At 51.6% G+C, this 26,006-nt stretch carries 20 protein-coding genes; 9 read left to right on the forward strand and 11 right to left on the reverse strand.

Annotated features, from left to right (window positions below; translation table 11 throughout):
• Positions 1 to 18 precede the first annotated feature (18 nt).
• From pheS to infC, 4 genes are all read right to left on the reverse strand, one after another.
• On the reverse strand, positions 19 to 1,128 hold the full coding sequence (pheS, locus tag MP213Fo_RS07370) for a phenylalanine--tRNA ligase subunit alpha (RefSeq protein WP_421091061.1): 1,110 nt from the start codon (positions 1,126 to 1,128) through the stop codon (positions 19 to 21).
• Between the two features lie 263 nt (positions 1,129 to 1,391).
• A complete protein-coding gene (rplT, locus tag MP213Fo_RS07375) occupies positions 1,392 to 1,793 on the reverse strand; it encodes a 50S ribosomal protein L20 (RefSeq protein ID WP_421088438.1) in 402 nt (133 codons plus the stop codon).
• Between the two features lie 24 nt (positions 1,794 to 1,817).
• Positions 1,818 to 2,018, reverse strand: coding sequence for a 50S ribosomal protein L35 (rpmI, locus tag MP213Fo_RS07380; protein ID WP_421088439.1), 201 nt, complete (start codon positions 2,016 to 2,018; stop codon positions 1,818 to 1,820).
• Between the two features lie 326 nt (positions 2,019 to 2,344).
• On the reverse strand, positions 2,345 to 2,881 hold the full coding sequence (gene infC, locus MP213Fo_RS07385) for a translation initiation factor IF-3 (RefSeq protein WP_421091062.1): 537 nt from the start codon (positions 2,879 to 2,881) through the stop codon (positions 2,345 to 2,347).
• A gap of 352 nt (positions 2,882 to 3,233) precedes the next feature.
• Between infC and MP213Fo_RS07390 the strand changes: the two genes are divergently transcribed.
• The 9 genes from MP213Fo_RS07390 (at position 3,234) to MP213Fo_RS07430 (ending at position 12,105) form a co-directional block, all read left to right on the forward strand.
• Positions 3,234 to 4,022, forward strand: a complete 789-nt coding sequence (locus tag MP213Fo_RS07390) for an alpha/beta hydrolase (RefSeq protein WP_421088440.1) — start codon at positions 3,234 to 3,236, stop codon at positions 4,020 to 4,022.
• A 9-nt stretch (positions 4,023 to 4,031) separates the two neighbouring features.
• Positions 4,032 to 5,177 (forward strand): benzoate/H(+) symporter BenE family transporter, encoded by a 1,146-nt coding sequence (locus MP213Fo_RS07395; RefSeq protein ID WP_421088441.1) that lies wholly within the window; start codon positions 4,032 to 4,034, stop codon positions 5,175 to 5,177.
• A 277-nt stretch (positions 5,178 to 5,454) separates the two neighbouring features.
• Positions 5,455 to 5,898, forward strand: coding sequence for a DUF2852 domain-containing protein (locus MP213Fo_RS07400; RefSeq protein WP_421088442.1), 444 nt, complete (start codon positions 5,455 to 5,457; stop codon positions 5,896 to 5,898).
• A 97-nt stretch (positions 5,899 to 5,995) separates the two neighbouring features.
• Entirely contained in the window at positions 5,996 to 6,841 is an 846-nt protein-coding gene (locus MP213Fo_RS07405; protein ID WP_421088443.1) for a M48 family metallopeptidase, read from the forward strand.
• A 63-nt stretch (positions 6,842 to 6,904) separates the two neighbouring features.
• Positions 6,905 to 7,573, forward strand: a complete 669-nt coding sequence (locus MP213Fo_RS07410; protein WP_421088444.1) for a phosphoribosylanthranilate isomerase — start codon at positions 6,905 to 6,907, stop codon at positions 7,571 to 7,573.
• 40 nt (positions 7,574 to 7,613) lie between these two features.
• Complete coding sequence (trpB, locus tag MP213Fo_RS07415) at positions 7,614 to 8,870, forward strand: tryptophan synthase subunit beta (RefSeq protein WP_421088445.1); 1,257 nt, start codon at positions 7,614 to 7,616, stop codon at positions 8,868 to 8,870.
• Between the two features lie 2 nt (positions 8,871 to 8,872).
• Positions 8,873 to 9,697, forward strand: coding sequence for a tryptophan synthase subunit alpha (trpA, locus tag MP213Fo_RS07420; protein WP_421088446.1), 825 nt, complete (start codon positions 8,873 to 8,875; stop codon positions 9,695 to 9,697).
• A 143-nt stretch (positions 9,698 to 9,840) separates the two neighbouring features.
• On the forward strand, positions 9,841 to 10,749 hold the full coding sequence (accD, locus tag MP213Fo_RS07425; RefSeq protein ID WP_421088447.1) for an acetyl-CoA carboxylase, carboxyltransferase subunit beta: 909 nt from the start codon (positions 9,841 to 9,843) through the stop codon (positions 10,747 to 10,749).
• 12 nt (positions 10,750 to 10,761) lie between these two features.
• A complete protein-coding gene (locus MP213Fo_RS07430) occupies positions 10,762 to 12,105 on the forward strand; it encodes a bifunctional folylpolyglutamate synthase/dihydrofolate synthase (protein WP_421088448.1) in 1,344 nt (447 codons plus the stop codon).
• A 73-nt stretch (positions 12,106 to 12,178) separates the two neighbouring features.
• Here the strand turns inward: MP213Fo_RS07430 and trxA are convergent, their stop codons facing one another.
• From trxA to ahcY, 7 genes are all read right to left on the reverse strand, one after another.
• Complete coding sequence (trxA, locus tag MP213Fo_RS07435) at positions 12,179 to 12,499, reverse strand: thioredoxin (protein WP_421088449.1); 321 nt, start codon at positions 12,497 to 12,499, stop codon at positions 12,179 to 12,181.
• A gap of 71 nt (positions 12,500 to 12,570) precedes the next feature.
• On the reverse strand, positions 12,571 to 16,155 hold the full coding sequence (gene addA / locus MP213Fo_RS07440; protein ID WP_421088450.1) for a double-strand break repair helicase AddA: 3,585 nt from the start codon (positions 16,153 to 16,155) through the stop codon (positions 12,571 to 12,573).
• Positions 16,152 to 19,295 carry a double-strand break repair protein AddB gene (gene addB / locus MP213Fo_RS07445; RefSeq protein ID WP_421088451.1) on the reverse strand — a complete coding sequence of 1,048 codons (3,144 nt, stop codon included), beginning with the start codon at positions 19,293 to 19,295 and terminating at the stop codon, positions 16,152 to 16,154. The genes addA and addB overlap by 4 nt, the downstream gene beginning before the upstream one ends.
• Before the next feature lie 27 nt (positions 19,296 to 19,322).
• Positions 19,323 to 20,069, reverse strand: coding sequence for a nucleotidyltransferase family protein (locus MP213Fo_RS07450; protein ID WP_421088452.1), 747 nt, complete (start codon positions 20,067 to 20,069; stop codon positions 19,323 to 19,325).
• 6 nt (positions 20,070 to 20,075) lie between these two features.
• Entirely contained in the window at positions 20,076 to 21,602 is a 1,527-nt protein-coding gene (gene tsaE, locus MP213Fo_RS07455; RefSeq protein WP_421088453.1) for a tRNA (adenosine(37)-N6)-threonylcarbamoyltransferase complex ATPase subunit type 1 TsaE, read from the reverse strand.
• Positions 21,603 to 21,695: 93 nt separating this feature from the next.
• On the reverse strand, positions 21,696 to 24,320 hold the full coding sequence (locus MP213Fo_RS07460; protein WP_421088454.1) for an ATP-binding protein: 2,625 nt from the start codon (positions 24,318 to 24,320) through the stop codon (positions 21,696 to 21,698).
• A gap of 282 nt (positions 24,321 to 24,602) precedes the next feature.
• Positions 24,603 to 26,003, reverse strand: a complete 1,401-nt coding sequence (ahcY, locus tag MP213Fo_RS07465) for an adenosylhomocysteinase (protein ID WP_421088455.1) — start codon at positions 26,001 to 26,003, stop codon at positions 24,603 to 24,605.
• Positions 26,004 to 26,006: the final 3 nt, after the last annotated feature.

Consider the following 26,006-nt stretch of genomic DNA (forward strand, 5'->3'; position numbering starts at 1 on the left):
GTTTAAACCTATCCTGTCTTACGCGCTCAGACCGCCGAACAATGTCGGCAGATCGAGGGGACGGAAACCATAATGATTGAGCCAGCGCACATCCGCATCAAAGAACGCGCGCAAATCCGGCATGCCATATTTCAGCATCGCAATGCGATCGATACCCATACCCCATGCAAAGCCCTGATAGACGTCCGGATCAAAGCCGGCATTGCGCAGAACATTAGGATGCACCATGCCGCAGCCGAGAATTTCCAGCCAGTCGGTGCCTTCACCAAACTTCACATTGCCACCGGAGCGGTCGCACTGGATATCCACTTCCATTGACGGCTCAGTGAAAGGAAAGAAGCTCGGGCGCAGGCGCATTTTAACAGACGGCACTTCAAAGAAAGTTTTGCAGAACTCTTCAAGCACCCATTTGATATTGGCAACATTGGAGGATTTATCGACAACCAGACCTTCCAGCTGATGGAACATCGGTGAATGGGTAGCGTCGGAATCCATGCGATAGGTCTTACCTGGAATCACAATACGGATCGGTTCATCACGGCCGTCTTTGGCACGCATCTGGGCAAAGCGCTCCATCGTATGCACTTGCACCGGCGATGTATGGGTGCGCAGCAATTTGCGCTCACCATTCGCATCCGGATTAAAGAAGAATGTATCGTGCATTTCACGCGCCGGATGACCTTCAGGGAAGTTCAGGGCAGTGAAGTTATAATAATCGGTTTCGACATCCGGCCCTTCGGCAATCGAAAAACCCATATCGGCAAAAATTGCTGTAATTTCGTCAATCACCTGAGAGATCGGGTGGATACGGCCACGTGATGCCGCGGAGGCCCGTACCGGAAGCGTTACATCAACTGTTTCGCGCTCAAGCTTTTCAGCGACCGCAATTTTGCGCAACTCGGTTTTACGGGTTGTCAGCGCATCAGAAACACGATTCTTCAGACCATTGATTGCAGGGCCCTGAGTCTGGCGTTCTTCAGGCGTCATCGAGCCCAAAGATTTCAGTTTTTCGGAAACCGACCCTTTTTTGCCGAGCACGGCAACACGCACAGCTTCAATTGCCTGTTCATCACCGGCAGCGGCAATCTGTGCCAATATGCCCTGTTCAAGTTGTTCAAGATCGTTCATCATTCTGACCCTTGGTAATTTGCCGTGCGATACATTCAGACTTATATTGTACTAGAGCGTTTTCATTTTTATTGAAGCAGGCAAACCGCTCTATCTATTTTTTTAAACGCAGTTTCGGATAGAAAACCGATTTCCACTTTTCCTGAAACTGCTCTAGAAAAAGGAAAACCCGCGCCAGTATACACCAGCGCGGGCTCTCCAAATACAACCAAAAAACCGTGGCCTAACGGCCTTGGCACAAAAGCTTTGGATAGGCGGCTGGATTAATGTACAGCAGCTTCAAAAGCGTTTGGAGTTGTGTCTTTCAGATATTCAAGCGCTGTCTTTGCAGATGCAACCAGTGCGCCGAATGCTGCCGGCTCATGAATAGCCAGATCCGACAGAACCTTACGGTCAACTTCGATGTTCGCTTTAGCAAGACCATCGATGAAGCGGCCATAAGTAATGCCATGCAGACGAACAGCAGCATTGATACGCTGAATCCACAGAGCGCGGAAAGTGCGCTTGCGGTTCTTGCGATCGCGGTAAGCATACTGTTTTGAACGATCGACAGCAGCTTTAGCAGCGCGGATCGTATTCTTACGACGACCGCGGAAACCTTCAGCCTGCTTCAGGACTTTTTTATGTTTAGCGTGTGCAGTCACACCGCGTTTAACACGTGCCATAGTATAATCTCCTTGAAACTGGTGTTACAGGCCGTTCGGCAAGAATTTCTTTACGATTTTAGCATCTGGCTCAGAAAGAACCATGGTGCCGCGAGCATCGCGAAGGAACTTATTTGAACGTTTGATCATACCGTGACGCTTGCCAGCGGCGGCAGCCATCACTTTGCCGGTTGCGGTAATTTTAAACCGCTTCTTGGCAGCAGATTTGGTCTTCATCTTGGGCATTTTGCTACTCCTTGTTTACAACCCCTCTCATGCCTGAAGGCAGGCGACACCTCTTGTTCAGAGCCGTCATTTACCAACTGCGGAGAGGAATCTCGATTTCACTTTCAGGCCGACCAAAGCCCGAAAAGCATACAAAACCGCCACGGCATGCCCTGCCGGTCGGTTTGAACAGCGTTTCATTAAGCGTAATCACGGCAAAAAGCAACTCTCACACTCAATAAAAAGCCGCCCGTAGGCGGCCATTTCACTTTATAATCTCAAAACACTCACGAAATGCGCCGTGCAAGATCGCACATACGCATTTCAATGAATATTACTGATCAGAATCAGCGCGGAGCGAGTACCATCATCATCTGACGGCCTTCAAGCTTCGGCTCTGCTTCAACCTTAGCGATTTCCGCAGTATCTTCCTTAACACGCTGCAACAGCTTCATGCCAAGTTCCTGATGCGCCATTTCACGGCCACGGAAACGCAAAGTAACTTTGACCTTATCTCCGTCTTCAAAGAAACGTCCTGCAGCCTTCAACTTCACATCATAATCGTGATCGTCGATGTTAGGACGCATTTTGAGCTCTTTGATCTCAACCGTCTTTTGCTTCTTGCGCGCTTCGGCAGCTTTTTTCTGGTTCTGATACTTCAGCTTGCCAAGATCGACGATCTTACAGACCGGCGGTTCGGCATTAGGAACGATCTCAACAAGATCCAGACCCGCTTCTTCAGCGAGTGCAATGGCTTCCTGAATCGTTACTGTGCCATGATTCTGGCCTTCGGCATCGATAAGCTGGACCCGGGGAACCCGGATATCTCGGTTGGAGCGCGGTCCGTCTTTCTGGACCGGCGTCGCTCTGAACGGTCGGCGAATGGTCGTATTCTCCTCGAATTATTAAAGATGTGCGATTAATCTTACCGCCTGCAAGGGCAGCAATACACGCAACTGCGCATTAAGCCAATGCATGACCTTAGTGCAGCGCGCAAGTCAATAGCATCTTTTAAAACGCAAATCACCCCCTCAGGGTAATATCCGTGCAGTAAATTGCGCATATATCCGGCTTTGCGCTGCAGATTTATTTATGTTTGATTTCTAACGCGACAAATCCGCAGAACTGCCCTTATACATTAAGATGAGGATTGCCGGATAAAATTTCAAGTTTATAGCTTAACGCGATCTATTATAACGCTGACAATAAAATGCGATACATATCAAGGAGTGCCCGATGAGCAATGAAACCGCCGAATTTCTGAACGTAAACGGCACTGAAATTGCCCTGCGGGTTAGAAAAGGTGAAAAATCACCCGGCCTTGTCTGGCTTGGCGGTTATTGCTCGGACATGTTTGGTGGCAAGGCGCAGCATCTTGATCAATGGGCAGCGGATCATACTCATGCCATGCTGCGGTTTGACTATTCCGGCCACGGGCTTTCTGGTGGTGATTTCAAAGACGGCACCATCTCGCTCTGGCTTGAACAGAGCCTTGCGGTTTATCGCAAGTTTACTAAGGGGCCACAAATTCTCATCGGCTCGTCGATGGGCGGATGGCTGGCTTTGCGCATGGCGCAGGAACTCATAAAAAGCGGTGAAAAACCCGCGGGGCTTATCCTGCTGGCACCGGCACCGGATTTCACACAAAGCCTGATAGAGCCAACGTTAAGCGAAGACCAGAAATCGCAGCTGGCAACAAAAGGTTATTTTGAAGAGCCGTCAGACTATTCTCCGCACCCTTATATTTACACCAAGAACTTGCTTGAAGACGGGCGTAAAAATCAGGTTCTGACCGGCATTATTGAAACCGGCTGCCCTGTGCATATTCTGCAAGGGATGGAAGATCCGGATGTGCCCTATAACCACGCCTTAAAGCTGGTTGAACATCTCCCTGTTGATAATGTGACGCTGACCCTGATCCGTGATGGTGATCATCGTTTATCACGCCAGCAAGATCTGGATCTGCTTACACGTAGTGTTGAAACAATGGTCTCAAATTTTCAAACAAAACAGCCTGATCTGTAAGGGGGGATTATGCGACCATCGGTGATAGCATCGGCTGCAGTTGCGGCATTTGTCGGTTTTGGCGGTACTTTAGCACTGATTATTGCCGCAGCCACAGCGCTTGGCGCCACTCAGGCGCAAACTGCGAGCTGGGTTACGGCACTTTGTCTGGCGCTCGCAGTTGCTTCCGGTTTTTTAAGCTGGCGCTACCGCATGCCGATTATCGCCGCATGGTCGACGCCGGGGCTGGCACTGATCGGTGCCAGTGTCGGCTTTAATATGCAAGAAGCCGTTGGCGCTTTCATCGTCACAGCAATAGCGCTGATTATTACCGGACTGATCAAGCCGGTTGCGCGTTTTGTAGAGCGTATTCCGGCCTCTATTGCCTCCGGCATGCTGGCGGGTGTGCTGTCGGCCTTTGTGATCAATGCTGCCAAAACCCTGTCACTTGATCCGCTGCTGGTGCTGCCGCTGATTGCGCTGTTTTTGATCATCCGCTTGTATAATCCGGCGCTGGCAGTGATCAGCGTTCTGATAGGTGGTGTGATATTTGCGCTTGCTCTCGGGCGCGCTGACAATCTGCCAACACCTGAATTATCCACACTCGCGCTGATTATGCCGAAATTCACAGTGCAGGCTATGGTCGGTCTGGCATTGCCGCTCTATCTGGTAACTATGGCCTCACAGAACTTGCCCGGTTTTGCAGTGCTACGTGCCGCAGGCTATGAGCCGCCAACAGCCGCCTGCCTGAAAATGACCGGATTGATGTCTTTGTTGACGGCGCCATTTGGCGCTTCTACCAGCAATATGGCAGCAATATCAGCCGCAATCTGTACCGGCCCTGATGTGCATCCGGACCCGAAACAACGCTGGCTTACGGGTCCGTTTTACGCTTTTTTTTACGTGATTTTCGCAATTTTTGGCGCGTCTCTGGTGGCGGTGTTTGCGGTATTGCCGCCCGCATTGATCATGTTGATTGCCGGTCTTGGTCTGATCGGCCCTTTTATCAATGCATTATCGCTGGCCTTGAAAAAAGAAGACGAGCGTTTCGCCGCCATTATAACCTATGCAGTTACGGCGTCCGGCATTGTGATTTTGGGCATTGGTTCCGCATTTTGGGCACTGATTGCCGGTCTGGTTGTAGCTGGGCTTGAATATTTTTCCAAAAAACGATGAGAATTAAACAGTTGAAAAACCTTAAAAATCAGCGCTGATCCAGATAAAACCCCAGTTAAAAAGCCTATGGAAACCCTTATTTTGCAGGGGTTTTCTTGAATCCGGTGACAACAAACCCCACCTATTTAGCAACCGATAATCAGCAGGATTATCGCGATAGAGTGTTTCATTTTTCCATGAGGCATAAAACCTCTCTATCTCTTTGTTGTAATGCAGTTTCGAACGGAGACCGGTTTCCACTTTTTTCTGAAGCTGTCCTAATCTACGGAGCCAATCTATGAACACATCCGCATTGATCCGCCCAGCCTGGACACCGGCAACAATTGCTTTGATGGTCCTCGGCTTTGTTTTTTTCTGGCCACTTGGCCTTGCCATGCTCGCTTATATTCTATGGGGCAACCGCCTGCCCGGCGTAAAACGCGATATCAATCAGGCAACTGATGATTTTGTTGGTAAATGCCGCCGTAAAACACAGGATTTCTCACGCTTTACCGGTGGTTCCGCTTCCACAGGCAATAGTGCTTTCGACGACTGGCGTGATGCAGAAATGCAGCGCCTCAACGAAGAACGCCACAAGCTTGATGAAGCACGTGCCGAGTTTGAAACCCATATACGTGAATTGCGCCGTGCCCGTGACCGTGAAGAGTTTGACCGCTTCATGAACGAGCGCCGCAAAAGCAGTAATCAGGTGAGCTCCAACGACGACGTTATCAATCTGTAACCAGTTCGGTTACTTCTGATAAAAAGGGCGCATCTGTGATGCGCCCTTTTGTTTTGCTGACTACCGCTCTCAACTACGAATCACTTATGATCCCGCCATGATCCTGTCTCTGTTCCGCAAGCCACCGCTTAAAAAACCGGCTAAAAAAGACCCGCCTGCTAAAACGCAGAGCAAAATAAAACTGCCTGCAAAAGTGCAAAGCGGTCTTAAAGCCCTGCGCTCTGAACAGGAATACAGTGTGGCCGGTCGCAACCTGCCGCTTAAAGTCTGGGAAAACCCGCGGGCAAAACGTCTGACATTGCGTATTGAAACCGGCGGTAAAGCTATCCGCGTAACCATTCCACCCAGATTACCGCAGCGTGAACTGGATCTGTTTATTGCCCGCCATCACGGCTGGATCGAAATGCAGATTGGAAAAGTTCCTGAAACCCTGCCGCTCATCGCAGGCAGCCAGATTGCTATTCGCGGGATACCGCACCGGATTGTGCATCTGCCGGAAAAGCGCGGCACCACGCGTCAGGATCACGATGACAATTATGAACCGATCCTGATCGTTCATGGTGATGCCCAGCATCTGGGACGCCGCATTGCTGATTACTTAAAGAAACTGGCAAAAACCGACATTAACGGGCTGGTATTGGTGCATACCAACCGTATTGGCAAGCCTGCGCAGTCTGTTCGTTTTAAAGATACCACCAGCCGCTGGGGTTCATGCACCTCCAAAGGTGACCTGTCGTTTTCGTGGCGAATCATGATGGCGCCGGCCAATGTGATTAATTATCTGGTCGCTCATGAGGTGGCACATCTTTTACAAATGAATCACGGCCCTGATTTCTGGGCTTTATGCACAAGGCTCTGCCCTGACACTGCTGCCTCCCGCGCATGGCTGAAGCGCAATGGCAGTGCCTTGCATGCCATTTCATTTACAGCAGCGGTGGTTTAAACTGTTCCTGAGAGTTTTAACGCGCTACAGTGCATTTCAATATTAAATGGTCTGAAATATCTGATGTCTTCTTCATTACACGTTAAAATCTGCGGCCTGAAAACGCCGGAAGCTGTAGAAGCCGTGCTTAATAATGGCGCCAGCCATATCGGCTTCATCTTTTTTCCCAAGAGCCCGCGCCATGTTGATGCTGCGCAAGCCTTTGCACTGGCAACACCTGCACGCGGCAAAGCACAAATTGTGGCCGTAACCGTCAATGCCGATGATGCGCAGCTGGATCAGATTGTTTCCGTTTTGCAGCCGGATATTTTGCAACTTCACGGCAAAGAAACACCAGAACGCGTGATGCAGATTAAGCAACGCTATGACCTGCCTGTCATTAAAGCATTTTCCATCCGCGACAACAGTGATTTTGATGCTGTTTTGTCCTATCAAGGCATTGCGGACCGGTTTTTGTTTGATGCAAAAGCACCGGAACGCTCAGAATTACCGGGTGGTAACGGTGTTAGTTTTGACTGGGATTTGCTGAAAGATCGTGCAGAGTTTGGAAATTATATGCTTTCCGGCGGCCTTAACGCAGGAAATATTGTGCAAGCCCTTGCCAAAACAGGCAGCTTTGCTATCGACATTTCATCAGGTGTTGAGAGCGAGCCCGGCAAGAAAGACGTCAAACTGATTGATGCGTTTTTTGCGGCTTTGCAACAAATCAAAAACACCAATAAAACCGCTTAAGCGGATAAAAAAATAAATAACAAGATCGGAAGCGTGCATCATGTCGAGCGAGCTCAACTCCTTTAAAACCGGGCCGAATGAAGACGGCATGTTTGGCATTTACGGCGGCCGCTTTGTCGCTGAAACACTGATGCCGCTGATCCTTGAACTACAGGAAGCCTATGCTACTGCAAAAGACGATCCTGAATTCAAAGCGGAATTGCAGGCACTTTCCACACATTATGCCGGTCGCCCTTCCAAGCTCTATTATGCTGAAGGCCTGACCCGTTATGTGCGCGAACAGGCGGCAGCAAAGGGTGGCAAAGCCAATGGCAAAAAAGGCGCGAAAATCTATTTCAAACGCGAAGACCTGAACCATACCGGCAGCCATAAAATCAACAATTGCCTTGGCCAGATTTTGCTTGCCAAGCGCATGGGCAAAACCCGTATCATTGCGGAAACCGGCGCCGGCCAGCATGGTGTAGCTTCCGCTACCGTTGCAGCACGTTTCGGCCTGCCTTGCGTGGTGTATATGGGCGCAACCGATGTGGAGCGCCAAAAGCCAAATGTTTTCCGCATGAAACTGCTGGGTGCCAAGGTCAATGCCGTAACGGCTGGCAACGGCACACTGAAAGATGCAATGAATGAAGCCTTGCGTGACTGGGTCACCAATGTGGATGATACATATTACCTGATCGGCACAGCAGCCGGCCCGCATCCTTATCCGGAAATGGTCCGCGATTTTCAATCCGTCATCGGCACTGAAGCACGCGAGCAGATCATCGAGCGTGAAGGCCGGTTGCCGGATGCGATTGTGGCAGCTGTTGGCGGCGGCTCCAATGCAATCGGGCTGTTCCATTCTTTCCTTGATGATACATCGGTGAAAATCTATGGCGTTGAAGCCGGTGGCCGCGGTCTGGATGGTGATGAACATTGCGCCTCAATGAATGCCGGTCGCCCCGGGGTATTGCATGGCAACCGCACCTATCTGATGCAAGATGCTGACGGCCAGATTCTCGAAGGTCATTCGGTCTCAGCCGGTCTTGATTATCCAGGTGTGGGGCCTGAACATTCATGGCTCAAAGATACCGGCCGCGTTGATTATGTGCCTGTTCTTGATGATGAAGCGCTGGATGCTTTCCAGATTACCACACGCACCGAAGGTATTATTCCGGCATTGGAATCCTCGCATGCCATTGCGCAAGCCTTGAAACTGGCTCCGGAGATGGATCAGGATCAGATCGTGATCGTCAATCTCTCCGGTCGCGGTGACAAAGACGTACATACGGTTGGCGAAATTCTCGGAATGGAAATGTAATCATGACAACACGTATGGATGAGAAATTCGCGAAACTTCGCGCTGAGGGTCGCCCGGCCTTGGTTACCTATTTCATGGGTGGCGATCCGGATTACCAAACTTCGCTTGATATTATGAAAGCATTGCCACAAGCCGGTGCCGATGTGATTGAAATCGGCATGGCATTTTCCGATCCGATGGCTGACGGCCCCGCCATTCAGGCTGCGGCACTGCGTGCGCTGCATAATGGCCAGACCCTGCCAAAAGCCTTGGCGATGGTGCGTGATTTCCGCCTAACCGATGATACAACGCCGATTGTATTAATGGGCTATTACAATCCGATCTATGTTTACGGTGTGGAGCGATTTCTTGAAGAAGCGCTTGATGCCGGTATTGACGGGTTGATCGTGGTTGATCTGCCGCCGGAAATGGATGATGAATTGTGCATTCCTGCGCTAAAAGCCGGAATTAACTTTATTCGCCTGGCAACGCCGACTACCGATGCCAAACGCCTGCCAAAGGTACTCGAAAACACCTCCGGCTTCGTGTATTACGTCTCAATGAACGGGATTACCGGCTCGGCGCTGGCTGATACAACACAGGTCAGTGAAGCGGTTGCTCGCATCAAAAGCTTTACCCCGCTGCCGGTTTGTGTCGGCTTTGGTGTGCGCACCGCAGAGCAGGCGAAAGCCATTGGCTCCTCGGCTGATGGTGTGGTTGTCGGCTCGGCAATTGTGGCCGCTATTGCCGCAACGTTAGATGCAGATAACAACATTCAGGGTGATCCGGTTGCTGCTGCCAGTGCTGTTGTGCGCGAGCTTGCATCTGGTGTGCGCAGCGCCCGTTAATCGGCTCGGCGCACAAGCCGCCTTGCTCCTGCCCAATAAGCAGGGTAAAATAACAAATTAAAGCTGCCGGATAAGTCCGGCATTCTTTGTGTTTCGGCCTGAGATACAAAGATTTTCAAGATTGAGAACAACGGAAAGCCCATATGAACTGGATTACGAATTATGTCCGCCCGAAGCTCAACTCCATGCTGGGGCGTCGGGATATGCCGGAGAATCTCTGGATCAAGGACCCGTCAACCGGTGAAATGGTCTTTCATAAAGATCTGGAAAGCAATCAGTGGGTTATCCCTGCTTCCGGTCATCATATGCGTATTCCGGCCAAAGACCGTCTGCGCTTCTTTTTTGATGACGGCAAATATGAAGTACTGGAAAATCCGAAAGTTGCGATTGATCCGCTGAAGTTCCGCGACGAAAAGAAATATATTGATCGTTTGAAGGACTATCGTAACCGTACAGGCCAGGATGACTGTATCATCAATGCGCTTGGTACGATTGAAGGTCTGCCGATTGTAGCCACTGTGCAGGACTTTGCCTTTATGGGCGGTTCGCTTGGTATGGCTGCCGGTGATGCGATTGTTAAAGCCGCTGAAACAGCAATTGCACAGCACCGCCCGCTGGTTCTGTTTACCGCTTCTGGAGGCGCACGTATGCAGGAAGGTATCCTGTCGCTGATGCAGATGCCGCGCACCACTGTTGCCGTGGAAATGCTGAAAGAAGCAGGCCTGCCTTATATTGTTGTGCTCACCAACCCAACTTTTGGTGGTGTGACCGCATCTTATGCAATGCTTGGCGATATTCATATTGCCGAGCCCGGCACAATGATTGGTTTTGCCGGTGCACGCGTGATTGAACAGACGATCCGTGAAAAGCTGCCCGAAGGTTTTCAGAGTGCGGAATACCTGCTTGATCACGGCATGATCGACATGGTGGTTTCGCGTCTTGAGATGAAAGAAACAGTCTCACGCATTCTCAAAATCATGATGAACAAGCCAGCAACTGTTGCTAAAATCGTGGCAGAACCACAGGCTGAAACCGCACCAGCCAAAGCTTAAAAGATCAGCATTATGACACAGCATACCGGCCAGACCGCCTCCGAGAGGATTGAGCGGCTTTTGGAAAAACATCCCAAAGGCTTTGACCTTTCGCTGGAGCGCATTGGCCGGCTGCTGGCAGATCTCGGTAACCCGCAAGACAGACTGCCGCCAATTATTCATATTGCAGGCACCAATGGTAAAGGCTCTGCAACGGCCTTTGCCCGTGCCCTGCTTGAGGCCCAAGGTCTGGCGGTGCATGTGCATACCTCGCCGCATCTGGTGAACTGGCACGAGCGCTACCGGATTGGCCGCAAAGGCGAAACCGGTCAGCTGGTTGATGATGCAACACTTTCTGATGCTGTAGAGCGGGTAACAAAAGCGAATGGTGAGCATATGATCACCGTTTTTGAGCTGCTGACTGCGGTTACTTTTGTGCTTTTTGCCGAGCATCCTGCCGATGCTGTGATCCTTGAGGTTGGCCTTGGCGGCAGATTTGACGCCACCAATGTGATTACCAAACCTGCCGTTTCACTGATCATGCCCGTGTCGCTCGATCATCAGTCCTATCTCGGTGATCAGGTGGAAATCATTGCTGCAGAAAAAGCCGGCATTATCAAGCGTGGCTGCCCTGTGGTTATCGGCTTCCAGAGCAGTGATGATGCGCGACAGGTCATTATTGATATTGCCGACCGGCTGCATTGTCCGGTCAGTGTTTTCGGTCAGGATTTTGTTGCCTATCAAGAACATGGTCGTATGGTCTATCAGGATGAAAGCGGGTTGATTGACCTTCCCTTGCCGCGCCTGCTTGGACGCCACCAGATTGCCAATGCCAGCGCCGCGATCAAAGCTGTGCGCGAGGCCGGTTTTGCTTTAAGCGATCAGGCTGTGGAACAGGCGATGACCAATGTTAGCTGGCCTGCTCGCATGCAGCGGCTGACGCAAGGTGAGCTTATTCGCCACGCACCGGAAAAAGCTGAAATCTGGCTTGATGGCGGCCATAATCCGGGCGCAGGCTTGGTTATCGCTGAGGCCTTAGCCGAGCTTGAAGACCGTGATCCGCGTGTGTTGTATATGATTACCGGTATGATAAATACCAAAGATCCGGTTGGCTATTTTGAAGCCTTTGCTGGCATGGCAAAGCGGGTCTTTACCGTTGCCATCAGCTCCAGCGATGCAGGCATTGATCATGAAACTCTGGCTGACGCGGCACGTCGTGCCGGTTTAACCGCAGTGCCGGTTGCCAGTGTGACGGATGGGCTAAAAGCCATTCAGGAACTAACCAAAGACGATACAATTGCCCCGCGCATTCTAATCGGCGGCTCGCTGTATCTGGCAGGCGATGTGCTGGCGGTCAATAAAACCCCACCGCAATAAACTGCAATAATGACGACAAAAAGCCCGCATAGTTCAGCTATGCGGGCTTTTTACTATCTAATTCACACCTGAATTAAGATGATGCTTTGATCCAGTCAGCCAAGCGGCTTTTTGGTGCTGCGCCAACCATATTGGCAGCGATTTCACCATTTTTGAACAGCAGCAACGTCGGAATTGAACGCACACCATATTGGGCAGCAAGTTCTGGATTTTCGTCAATATTGACCTTGGCGATTTTCACCTGACCGGCCATTTCTGTCGCAATTTCTTCCAGTGCCGGTGCAATCATTTTACACGGACCGCACCATTCGGCCCAAAAATCCACCACAACAGGTTCCGCTGATTTCAAAACATCGGATTCGAAGTTGCTGTTATTGATTGTAACGGTCGCCATCGGGTTTCCTCTTTTCGTTACACCGGTCATGACCGGCTATGAATGCAATTATTAGCTCATATGTGGTGTCATTATGATGAAAGGTCAATATGGTTTTCATCACTCTGACTTACATCGGAAGTTACGGCCGCTTTGCCCAGCATAGTCAGCGCCTGCTCCATCAGCGTCTCAGGCAGGGTAATCAGATATGGCCCCTCACTGAATAACAGCGCGGCCTCTACCCGTTTATCCGGATAAAGCGGCGCGACCAGCGCGCGATAAAGCGCAAGCTGCGTTACATAAGCAGGCGGCACCTCTTCGACATTACGTGCCGGAGGCCGGTTGGTTTTATAATCCACAATCAAAACCCGATCAGGCTCAATGCAGATGCGATCAATCTGCCCCGAAACTGCCTGTAACTTGCCACGCAGCTCCAGTTTGCCCATCAAGGCGACTTCAGCCTGTGAGGCCGTTGAAAATACCGGTGCAAATTGCGGATCATTAAAAATCGCCATCACCGAATCCAGCGCTTTCTGACGCTGCGCCGCACTCCATTGCGCACCGGCAATATTCAGATAGCGCCGTGCCAGTGGTTCACGCTGATCTGGTGCAATATCCGGCAAACGCTGGAGCAATGTGTGCATAACAATACCACGTCGCAGGCCAAACTGCCTGCCGGAATCATCAGCATTGGCCTCTGCAGTCTCAAGAACAGGGGAGCCGCTGCGCAAAGGCAACTCAGTATCAGCCTCAATCAGCGCAGACGCACCAGATGGCGTTAACGGGCGGGGCAAACCGGGCTCCGGTTGCAAAACCTGACGATAGCGCTCCGGCAGTGGCGGATATTCTGCCTCATCGGGTATATCAGCTTCCTGTATTTCCACAGTACCGAGCGCCGTTTTGCGATAGCGCCGTGCGCTGACACCGTCTACCGGATGATCAAAAGCCACTGCCTCATCGCCTAAACCATCGGCAGCCAGTCTTAACCAAGTGTTTTCGCTCTCACGCTCACCGCGATACCCGCACAGGATCAAACGATCCTCGGCACGTGTCATGCCCACATAAAGCAGACGGCGATATTCCTCCTCAGAGCGGGTTTTAAGCCCCTCCAGCAATTCTGCGGTGAAACCGGTGCCATAATCCTTATTTGGCTGCCAAAGAAAGCCCTTGCCCTGATAACCATCAGGTTCCTGCATCTCAAAGGCCAGCAGTTTGGGTGCGCGGCCCGCAGACCACGCAGCATTACCGGGATCGACCATAAAGACCACTGCAGCCTCAAGACCTTTGGAGGCATGCACGGTCATAATACGAACCTCATCACGGTTCTGGTCAAGTTCGCGTTTAATTTCGGGTGCTGCTGCTTCCAGTGTTTCCAAAAAGGCCTGCAAGCCTGGCAAACCGCTGCGCTCCATAGCCAGAGCATAATTTTGAAATTCGTCAATCACATCGCCGGCTTCAGGCCCCAGCCGCGCCAATAATTTACGCCGTCCGCCATCCTGCCCGAGAATACGGGAATAAAACTCGAAAACCGGCATATTGTCGGCCATATTGCGCCAGCGGCGTAATTTCAGATACAAAGCCTGCCATGCCGCTGCATCCGGCTCTGTACCAGCGCCCAGCTGCTCCATAGCCGCATAAATCGTTTGCCGTACAGCACGCGGTTGCGCCAACCGGTAAAGCTGCTCTTCATTCAGACCAAAGAGCGGACTTTTCAACACGCTGGCCAATGACAAATCATCTGCCGGTTGCAGCACAAAGCGCCCCACCGCCATCAGATCTTTAATACCGATATGGCTGGTCAGACGCAGTCGGTCGGCACCAGCCACCGGTACACCGCGATTTTTCAACGCACGCGATAGTGCAGGCATGAACTGATCACGCTTGCGTACCAGCACCATAATATCGCGCGGCTCCATACGCCGCGATTTACCCGGAATCAGCTCGTCATTATCCAGCCAATGGCGGATGGTTGAGGCAATCTGCTCGGCAAGCTTAACCGCCGGTGCAGGCAGCTGATCGATCGGCGTGCGCCAATCCTCTTCTTCCTCAGCTTTTTCTGGTGTCAGAATATCCCAGATTTCTACCTCACCGGCATCTCCTGAACGGATGGCAGAATGAATGGTGGGTTGCGGCTCAATGCCCAAGCCACGAAATGCCTCTTGCCGTGAAAATACCGTATCCACTGCTGACAACACATCAGGTGTTGATCGGAAAGAGAAATTAAGGCTGACCTTTTCAAAGCTCAGCTCCGCACGCTCGGCCATGCGCGCAACCGTTTTTCCGGTTGCGGCAAAATCCTCAGGCCGTGCGCCCTGAAACGAATAGATTGATTGCTTTTCATCGCCCACCGCAAACAATGTACGGCGCACATCACGCTGACCGGAACCGGAGAAAAATTCCGCTGACAACATATTGATCACGCGCCATTGCTCGGGGCTGGTATCCTGTGCTTCATCGACCAGAATATGATCAATCCCACGGTCAAGCTTATACTGCACCCACATGCCAGCCCCCTCGCGGGCAAGCAGAGAAACAGTGCGGTTGATCAGGTCATCAAAATCGAGTAGTCCGCGATTGCGTTTCATCTTCTCATAGCGCGACAACAGATCATCAATCAGCACAAAGGCTGCAAGATTAAGCCGGATAAGTTTCAGCATTTTCAGCCGGTCAAGTCCGGCGTGAATACGCGCAGCGACACGATTAAAATCTTCTTCAAAATCCGGCAATTCGGCTTTAACCGCTGCGGTTGCCACCCATGATCCGGCTTTCGGATCACCCGTTGCTTTCAGAAAAGATTTTCGCAAAATATCCTGCAATTGCGCAGGGGTAGTCTCAGGCCTGATCATACGCAATTGCAGCACAATATCTTGCGCGCGTGCTGCGGGTTTGCGTAAATTCATCACCGCATCAAAGGTGGCTGATGAAAACTCGCTAACGGGCCAAAGGCCGGCAAGAATATCCGCCTCCGTTTCATCCGGGTCGAAACCAAATGTACGATAGAAAATTTCCTGACGCGCTTCTGCCACACCGGTTTGGCGGATAAACTCATGCAGTGCATGTCGTTTGGATACTGCCTCATCGAGCAATGTCTCAAGCCCCATTTCACCGGCCGTTTCGAGCACAGTGGCAAAGGCCTCAGCCAGACCGGCATAGGCAGAGGTAGAGGCCACTTCGAGCAATTGCCGGCGGGCTTCGCCAACCAGCGCAGTCTGCATCATATCATCGAGCATCTCAAAATGGCCGGCAATATTGGCCTCAAGCGGAAACTGATGCAGGATCGATTCACAAAAAGCGTGGATGGTCTGAATTTTCAGCCCGCCCGGCGTTTCCAATGCACGCGCGAACAAACGACGCGCAATTTCCAGACGAATGGCATCAGGCTTGCGCTTTTCTAACAGTTCGAGCTTTTCGCTCAATCCTGCATCATCCAGCACCGCCCATTCTGAAAGGCGCATGAAAACGCGGTTCTGCATCACAGCGGCAGCAGCCTTGGTATAAGTCAGGCACAGAATTTTCGACGGATTTGTACCCTCCAGCAACAGCCGGATAACGCGCTCTGTCAGCACATGGGTTTTGCCGGAACCGGCATTGGCAGACACCCAGACTGAATCCTGCGGATTGGCTGCCCGTGTCTGCGCATCTATGGTTTCCTGCGGGATGATCAGTTTCAGTTTCATTCTGCATCTCCGCTTACTGAACCATCGGCATCACTACCACCCGCCGACCACTCCAGCACCCGTGCCAGATGATCATAATCGCCGGTCAGATCGCTTTCACGAAACGGTAAAGCGCGGGAGCGGTAGCCCTGCTCTTCACGATTATATTCAGCCAGCAATTCACCAAGGCGCATCCATGCCTCTTCGCCTAATTGCACAGCGGTTTTAATACTAGCGCCGCGATCAGAAATCAGAATGGATTCCGGCTTTACCCGACCGCCACCCTGCAGGCGCACATAGAGCAAATCTTCTGCATCACTTGTGCCGATATCTTTGAACGCACCGCGGCGCAACAAGGCCGCCTCAAGCGCCAATTGCGGCGATAGCAGCACATGCGCCTGACGAACGGATGGTGTGGAGCCGGTCTTGTAATCGATAACAACCGTGGTACCGTCACGCAGCACATCAATACGATCGGCACGGCCTGACAGAGTAATATCGAGCGGCTCCACAAGCACAGGCTCTGAAGCAATTTCCGCATGCCGCTCACGTATCTGGTGGGCACGCTCACGCTCCCAGCCCAAAAACTCAGGAATCATACTGGTGAAGCGCGGCCACCATACGGCTTCAATTTCCGGCGGCAAATCCGTGTCAGTAAAAGCGCCGCGCCCGATCTCCAGCAACAGTTCCGGTGCCTGCGGGCTGACAGGATCAATATTGCGACGGGTAAATTCAGCCAGAATATCGTGGAACAATGTTCCGCGCTCTGCCGCTGCAGGATCACGGATCAGCGGCTCAAGGGCACGTAGTTTAAGAATTTTCTTGGCATAGATCGCATAGGGGTCACGGCGCAATGTTTCAATCTCTGTGACCGAGAACCGCTTAGGCCGTGCCTCAACGGGTGGTTTTGGCTCCGGCCGTGAAACAAACGGCACATCGGGGCTAACATCCAGCAAACGCGCCCAATGCAGATATTTACCGCCACGTTTACGCATCATTGCGGTGACATGTTTGCCGACAACAGTTTCCAGCCGTTGCAGCCAGCGTGATGGCACAGTCGGCGCGCTTTCAGAGCGTTGTGAGCGCGAAAATATCACCTGCTCCATACCCATACTCATCGCAAAATCATGGGCAGCCAGACCGGTGCGCACTTCCGGCGGATCAAGGGCAATCATGCCTTTCATCGGCCGCGACATAAATGGATCATTGCGGGTTTTGGCAGGCCAGATCCCCTCATTAATCCCGCCGATAACCACCGTATCAACCGTCTGCAACCGTGCTTCCAACGCGCCCCAGATAAATACGCGCGGATGCCCGCCCGGATGCGGCTTAACAATCTCATTGGCCATCAATGCTTCCAGCATATCCGGCCATTCTTCAGGCAGAAAATCCAATCCGGTATCTGCAGCAATCAGCTGCCGCAAAAAGGCGCCGAACTGCTCGCCCTGCTGCCCCTGATACAGCAGATGCACCGTGCCATCGATATCACGTGCCAGATTTTCCAAAACCTGCGTGCAGGCACGCACAATCTGCGGCACTTCAATACGCGCCTGAATTTTGATCATATCTGTCAGCGGTGCCACAGCTTCTGACATTGCATCACAAAAAATATGCAAATGTTCCAGTTCTGTTACGGTAATATTATTCTGCCAAGCCGGTGCATAAATCTTGCTTGCGGCTTCTTCCAGTTTACGATCAAGAAACCCGCGCAGATCGGCAATATCGGCTCTGCCTGTGCCACCGCGCAGCGCTACCAGCTCCAGCATCTCAGCGGAGCGGCGCAGATCACCACGCTTTTGCCCGAGACGTACCAGCGGATGCTTGGCCAGCGCCAGCAATGCCACCGGATCGCCCGGCTCAAACACACATTTAATCAGCAGACGCAGCAAAATCGCGGCATCCATATCACGCAGCAATTTACCGCCGGAATCATCGGCATCAATGCCAAATCGCGTGAGTTCCAACACCACACGCCGCGCCAGATTACGGTCAACGGTTACCAATGCAGCTGTTTTATCAGGCGCATCAATTGCCTCGCGCAAGGCCAAGGATACCGCCAGCGCTTCTTCACGCTCATTAGCCGTTTCAATCAGCGATACATTGTGCATGGCAGCCTGCACGGCTTGCGGGTCAAGACGCAATGAACCCCATTGATCCGTAGTTTCAGCAGGCCGCAGCGCTTCACTCACCAGATATTCACGCATACGCTTAGCCGTATCAGCAGCCTCCAGATGCTGCACATCTTCACGCCGGCATTGCATATGATCGAGAAGTTTACGCAAACCATATTGCGGATGACCATAGGTCGACGGGTTGTTCAAACCATCGCTCAGCATCGTCCATGCTTTATCATCAAGGTCGCGGTCAAGTCCGGGAAACACCACTGCGCCTTTTGGCAAGCGGGCGATTGTGGCAACGAGTTTAGCCGTTGCAGGAATAGAACCGGTGGAGCCGGCCACAATTACGGGGCCCTGTGGCGGATTTTTAATCATCCGCTGGATTTCAAAATCAATCAGCCAGTTACGATGTTGCGACGCATTCGAGCGGTTTCGCTCACGCAAAACATCAGGCCAGATTCTTGTAACAATTTCCAGAAATTGCAGCGTTACACGCCACCAGTCGGCGAGCTCATCGGGTGCTATCAGCCCGAGCTCAGTCCAGCTTGCGCCCTCGGTTTCAACCTGATCCATCAGCCGCACCAGATCACGCGCCAGCCAAATTGCATCCGCTGTCGTGGCCGGTATGGCAATATCCTCAGTGCCAAACAGCGCACGAATATGTGATGGCAGGCTTTCACGCCACGGCCGTACCAATTGTGCAAGCAGCAATAACCGCTCAGGCTCGCTCATAGGTGGTGCAAGTTGCAAAAACTCGGCTGCCGCACTGTCAAACAGTGCGGCACTTTCCTCGACATCCCCAAGCGGACGAATAGATGGCAATAATGCTGAGTTAGCCGGATTCCTATCGACCAGTAGCGAGCGCAAGGCACGTCCGGCACGCCGGGTCGGCACATAGATTGTGGCGCTGGCAAGCGCCAGCGGATTTGAGCGATCGGCACCAAACCCCTCAATCAACTCGCCATTAAGCAATGCATCGGCAAAGCGCGGCAGAAAGGCCGTACCCGCAGGTATGGAATAAAGACGCGGACGCCGCTCGCTCATAAATCCATCTCCAAGATGCTTATTTTTTTATGCAATGATTGGGGAAGCAAGTTTGCCCAATGCGGCTTCTGCCTCATCGATGGCCTCCGGAGTTCCGACCGTCAGCCAATGTCCCTGCATCACCATACCGTAAAGCCTGCCTGCTGCAATTGCGGCATCAAAATAGCGGTTGAGAGAACAAACACTAACCTCTTGTCCCGCGAATAATTCTGGATTAACCAGCGCCGCACCGGCATAGATAAAATCCGAATTTTGATCTGGCGCAACACGGGATAATTTTCCATCTGCTGCCAAATGGAAATCCCCGCGGCCATCATAACCGGTAGCATGATGTTTATCTGCCAGCATCAACGCAATATCCATTTTGCTCTCATCCCAGAACTGTGCCAGTGCCTGTAAATTAGAGCCTTGCCCATCAACCCAGAATGTATCGGCATTGAGGATATAAAACGCCGCCTGCCCCAGCTGCGGCAATGCTTTGATAATACCGCCGGCAGAATCCAACAGCAGCTCACGCTCATCAGAAATTACAACTGTGAGATCTTTGCGGTTTTGCAGATGCGCCTCCAGCTGATCAGCCAGATAATGCACATTGACCACCGCCTGTTTGACACCCGCTGCAACCAGCGCATCCAGCCCGCGATCAATCAGGGTTCTGCCGGCTACAGAGATCAGCGGCTTAGGCACATCAAGCGTTAAAGGGCGCATGCGTGTACCAAGACCACCGGCCAGTACCATAGCATGATCAGGAATAGATTTTTGATTATTGCTCATCAGCGCTCAATCCTGCAACAGACCATTATCATCATACCACTGCTTAACAGGCGCCAGCGCCTCGTGCTGTAATGCCCGCTGCACATAGGCACGAATACGCGGCAGATGCTTGAGATAAGCCGGCTTACCATCGCGCTTGTACAGGCGCACAAAAATACCAAGAATTTTAGTATTCCGTTGTGCTGCCATAATCGCATAAGCAGCAAGAAAAGCCTGTTCATCAAAGGGCTTATCCAGCTTGTGCCGTTCATCACAATAGGCAGCCACAATATTGTCTTGCAGGGTTTCTGGAATTGTCACCCGCGCATCCATGGCCAGTGATGCCAGATCATAGCTTGACGGGCCGATCATCGCATCCTGAAAATCAATAATCCCGATCCGGTCCATACCCGTTGCATCTGACTGCCATAAAATATTCGGCGAATGATAATCACGCATCAGCAGGCTGTATTCTGCGGTTTCCAGATGCTTAAACACGCTGTCCCAAGCTTGCTCGAAAGCTTTCAACTGCGATGCATCAAGAGCCTGCCCGCGCTGATGTGGTGTATACCATACCGGCAACAGCTCAGCCTCAATCAGCATCGCATCGCGATCAAAGCGTTGCAGCACATGCTCGCGCTCCTTACTCACTGCAATTATCTGCGGCCACTGATGCTGATGCAGATGCGCCAGCATCCGCGCTGCCGCCTCATAACGTTCTGCGATCGGCTGCCCCTCAGCATCCAGCACGCCCTCACTGCCTAAATGCTCCATCAGCAAAAAGCCGCGATCAAGGTTCAATGCTAAAATCTCCGGTGCCCGGAACCCCTTCTCGCGTAACAAGCCATCCAACGCCACAAAGGCATCCATATTTTCTGCAAGATGGGCAATCTGGCGGTAGGCGCGCCCGTCTTTAACCGGCGGATCATAGGGCATTGCCGGTGCATTCATTAAAATTTCACTTGTACCGGCGCTGGCAATCAACTCATAACCACGCGGCGAAGCATCGCCCAGCAAATACCGGCGGCTGGCATTGATACGCCGTGATTTATTCAAAAAGTTACGGATACCCAATGAGCGGGAAATCCGTCGCGCAGCTTTGGCTGTTACCTCCATCAGGAGTTTACGGCCGTCTCCGTGATGATCAATACTGATGGCAATTGTTGCATCCGGCAAAACCCCTTCGCCCTGCTGCGGCCATTCAACCAGAACAGCGCCGGTTTCCAGTGCTTCATCCAGCCCCAGTTCATCCAGCTCTTCAGGTGAAGACAGGCGGTAAAGATCAGCATGAGCAACCGGCATGCGGAGCTCCGGATAGGTCTGCACCAGCGTGAAAGTAGGGCTTGGAACCTCATACAAATCATCATCGGCCAGCGTGCGGATCACCGCGCGCGCCAAAGTGGATTTGCCGGCACCAAGATCCCCTTTTAAGGTCACCAGATCGCCTTTGGCCAGTGCCAGAGCAATATCTTCAGCAAAACGGACCATCTCCGCTTCATTTTCCAACACCAGCTCTACCGTATAGAGGGTGCTGCTGTCCTGATCATCAGCCATTACAGATTCCGTTATTAAAAACACCGCACTTCAGAACGAGAGAAGCACGGTGTCAAAATGTGTTTTACACGATGGGCTATAACACACCCGGACTTATTCCGCAGCAGCGCGATAGAGGCGTGCCTCGATCGGAAATCTCGCCATAACCGTGGTGCCTGAATTTGGCATCGTGCGGATATCCACCGTACCGCCATGCAACTCCACGAAGCTTTTAACCAGCGACAAACCAAGCCCAGCGCCGCGACGGCGACCACCATTGCTATGCGACTGAAAGCGTTTAAACACGGTATCCAGCACTTCTTTGGGCATGCCCGGACCATCATCATGAACACTGAACAGAATGTGATCACTATCCAGATGTGCGGTAAGGCTGATTTGCGAGCCTTCCGGCGCATAATTGGCAGCATTGCTCAAAATATTAAACAGCACCTGATGAACGCGATTGGCATCACCACGGAAACTTCTGATCTCACTGTCAATATTAACCGCAAGGTCGATATTATGCTCACGCAGCCGGTCGGCAACACGATCACTGGCAGCAGTGACAGCCTCACGCACCGGTACATCACTGACATCGAGCTCCATAATGCCCGCATCCACTGTTGCGAGATCAAGAATATCATTCACAATGGTCAGCAATGTGAGTGATGATGTGCTGATATGCTCAAGATATTCACGCTGGCGATTGTTCAATTCACCAAAGCCCGGTGTCTGCAACAATTCAGTAAAGCCGATAATATTGGTTAGCGGCGAGCGCAGCTCATAAGACACATGCTGAACGAAATCATTTTTGATCTGATCCGCAAGCTCCAGCGCTTCATTCTTGTCTTTCAGCGCGCGTTCCACATGCACAGTATCTGACACATCAACAAAGGTCAGCATCATCTGGCCTTTAGGCAATGGCACAACAGCATAAGACAAGATTGTGCCATTGCTGAGCTCAGCCTGCCCCTGCGTGGCCTCACGCTTATCGGCAAAACCGGTGACCGCAGACACGAACTCATCCCAATGGCGGTCATCAGTGAGTTTGGCACATAGTTTACGGATGACGGAAATATGGGTGCCTTCAACCGCCATTGCGGCTGGTACTGACCACAGTTCGGCAAAAGCCGGATTGGACAAGCGAATACGGCCGTCTGCTCCAAATACCGCCACACCTTCGGCAAGGTGATCCAGAGTTTCACCCTGCACTTTCATCAGGGTATTATACCGGCTCTCAAGATCGAATTTCTCGGTCATATTCTCGAAGAACCAGGTTACCCCGCCTTGCGGATGCGGATTAGCCACCACACGTAATGTGCGGCTGTCCGGCAGGTGCCACCAATGCTCCTGCGGATCAACGGCACGATAGGCCGACAGCATGGATTCTTTCCAACGTCGCCATTCAGGCTGCTCCGGCAATTTGCCATCACTGCGCAAACCGTCAAACACCATTGCATTGCTCGGATGGCTTTCCAGATAGGCAATGTCGAGCGACCATAATTTGGCGAAAGCCTGATTGAAAAATTGCAGCTTCATTTCCGGATCGAAAATTGCCACGGCAGTCGAGAGCTGATCCAGTGTTTCAGCATGGCTGCGTAATGTGCGCTGCAACTCTGCTTTAACCTGTTCCAGATCGCTCATATTGGCAGCAAAACCGGCAGAACCTGCCGAGCAGGAAACCTCAGCCACATCCAGCATATGCCGGTCACCGGCAATAACAGTTGCCAAGCGATCGCGAAAGGTTGCGATAGATGATACCGGTTGGCTTAGCTGCAAATTGGCCTGCACCATATCAGGCTGATGGCTCAATACCGCAGACGGATCATTGGACAGAACCCGCTCGCGCTCGATCTTCTGGCGTGCCTGTTCGCCGAGCAATTCACGCCCTTCTTGCAGCACCTGTTCCAGATCATTGCCACCCACGGCCTGCACATAGGCATTGTTTGCCCAGTTCAGACGCCCGTAGACGTCGCGTGTCCACACGGTCTGATCCAGACGGTTCAGCAATGCATGCAGCATTGTCAGCGTATCGCTCAGTTCATTATTTTGCGCCTGTAATTGCGCAGCTCTGGCCTGAACACCATCAACATTGATAAAACGGGTAATGGCATAGGCGCCGGTGGTTTGGCCCTGCACTTCCAGCATTGTGCCATTATTGGTTTCAACCAGAAAATCAAATGAGCGACCATATTCGCGCAACGATAAAATTGCACGCTCCAGTGCAACAGCTGAGTCTGTGCGCAACCAACGGCCAAAACTTAAAAATGCCGCCTGATCCTGTGGCACACCACTGGCAACCGGCAATTGCCCCAGCACTTCGGTCTGAGTATTCTGGCTCTGGGTTCCGCGTTTTGCGGTTTCACTGCCGGCCCAGACAATAATGCGCTGATCTTTCAGGTTAAGCAGTGTTTCTGTGCGTGTGGCAGCGTGGCTCAAATCGGCAACGCGCGCGCGCAAAGCATTATTTTCACGATTAACACGGTTACGGCTGCGGATAATCCAGCTGACAGAGAGCAGCGCAGCGCCGGTAACACCGACAACAATGGCAAATTGAACCACTTCATTGGGGCCGAGTGTGCCGCCATTGGGCATTGGAATACGACCGACATCATAGCTCTGGGCTGAAACTTGTGAGGCTGTTAACAAAGCAGAAAGTGAGGCTGTTACCGCCAGAGCTTTGCGAAAATTGCGGCCGATAAAAGACCTGACATTTCGTAATGAGCTGACATTGGACATGCCTTAATATTCTCCGTTACGACCATAACAGCCGTTTAATCTTTGTTTCAAAACATCAGTTCTAACTTTATATCCTGAATTTCCGCCAGAGCAGAGCTTTCAGGGCATAAAGATGCTCAATTTACAGCAAGCTATATCAAATTTCGTAAATTCCGAACCATTCGAATCATAGCACAATACAAGCAGCGGGAATCAGTTTGAAGCAAAATGCGCGCAAAATAAAAGACCGGAAGGCTGTCAATCCTTCCGGTCTCAACATGTGGTATGTTAATTAAGACAAGGTTAATATCTGTAGTGGTCAGACTTGAACGGACCTTGCTGTGAAACACCGATATATGCGGCCTGTTCCTCAGAAAGCACAGTGAGTTTTACACCAAGCTTGGCAAGATGCAGACGAGCAACCTTTTCATCGAGATGCTTTGGCAGCACATAGACCTGATTTTCATAATTTTCGCCGCGTGTATAAAGCTCGATTTGTCCCAATACCTGATTGGTAAAGGATGCCGACATCACAAAGCTCGGATGTCCGGTAGCATTACCCAGATTGAGCAGGCGCCCTTCTGACAACAGGATCAAACGTTTGTTATCCGGAAACGTGATCATATCGACCTGCGGTTTGATATTGGTCCATTGTAAATTACGCAGGGCACCGACCTGAATTTCATTATCAAAATGGCCGATATTACCGACAATCACCATGTCTTTCATCTTGCGCATATGCTCGATGGTAATCACATCTTTATTGCCGGTAGTGGTGATGACAATATCCGCCTCTGATGCGGCATCATCCAGCGTCACAACTTCAAAACCATCCATTGCTGCCTGCAATGCGCAGATCGGATCAACCTCTGTAACTTTAACGCGTGCACCGGCACCCAACAACGACTGCGCCGAGCCTTTACCCACATCGCCATAGCCGCAGACCACAGCCACTTTACCGGCCATCATTACATCTGTACCGCGACGAATACCGTCAACCAGCGATTCCTTGCAGCCATATTTATTGTCGAACTTTGACTTGGTCACACTGTCATTGACGTTAATAGCAGGAAAAGGCAGCTGACCGGCACGCTGCAACTGATAAAGACGGTTAACGCCGGTTGTTGTTTCTTCAGTCACACCCAGCAAAGCCGCCCGCTGACGGGTAAAAAAGCCCGGTGTTTCAGCCATGCGCTTTTTTATCTGCGCAAACAGGATCTCTTCTTCTTCATTGCCGGGATTTGACAAGACATCTTCACCGGCCTCAGCACGAGCACCGATCAAAATATACATGGTAGCATCACCACCATCATCAAGAATAAGATTTGACGGCTGGTCATCCGGCCACTGGAAAATTTTATCGGTATAGGTCCAGTATTCTTCCAGCGTTTCGCCCTTAATGGCGAAAACCGGTGTGCCCTGCGCTGCAATTGCAGCAGCAGCATGATCTTGCGTTGAAAAAATATTGCATGATGCCCAGCGCACCTCAGCGCCCAGCGCCTGCAATGTTTCGATCAATACCGCAGTTTGGATTGTCATATGAAGCGAGCCGGAAATCCGCGCGCCTTTCAGCACTTGCTGTGGCCCAAACTCCTCGCGCGAGGCCATGAGACCCGGCATCTCGGTTTCCGCAATGATAATTTCCTTGCGACCCCAATCAGCCAGAGCAATATCTTTGATGATATATTCCTGCGATACAGACATTTG

This window comes from Pseudochrobactrum mosebachae, assembly GCF_048914685.1.
GTDB lineage: Bacteria > Pseudomonadota > Alphaproteobacteria > Rhizobiales > Rhizobiaceae > Pseudochrobactrum.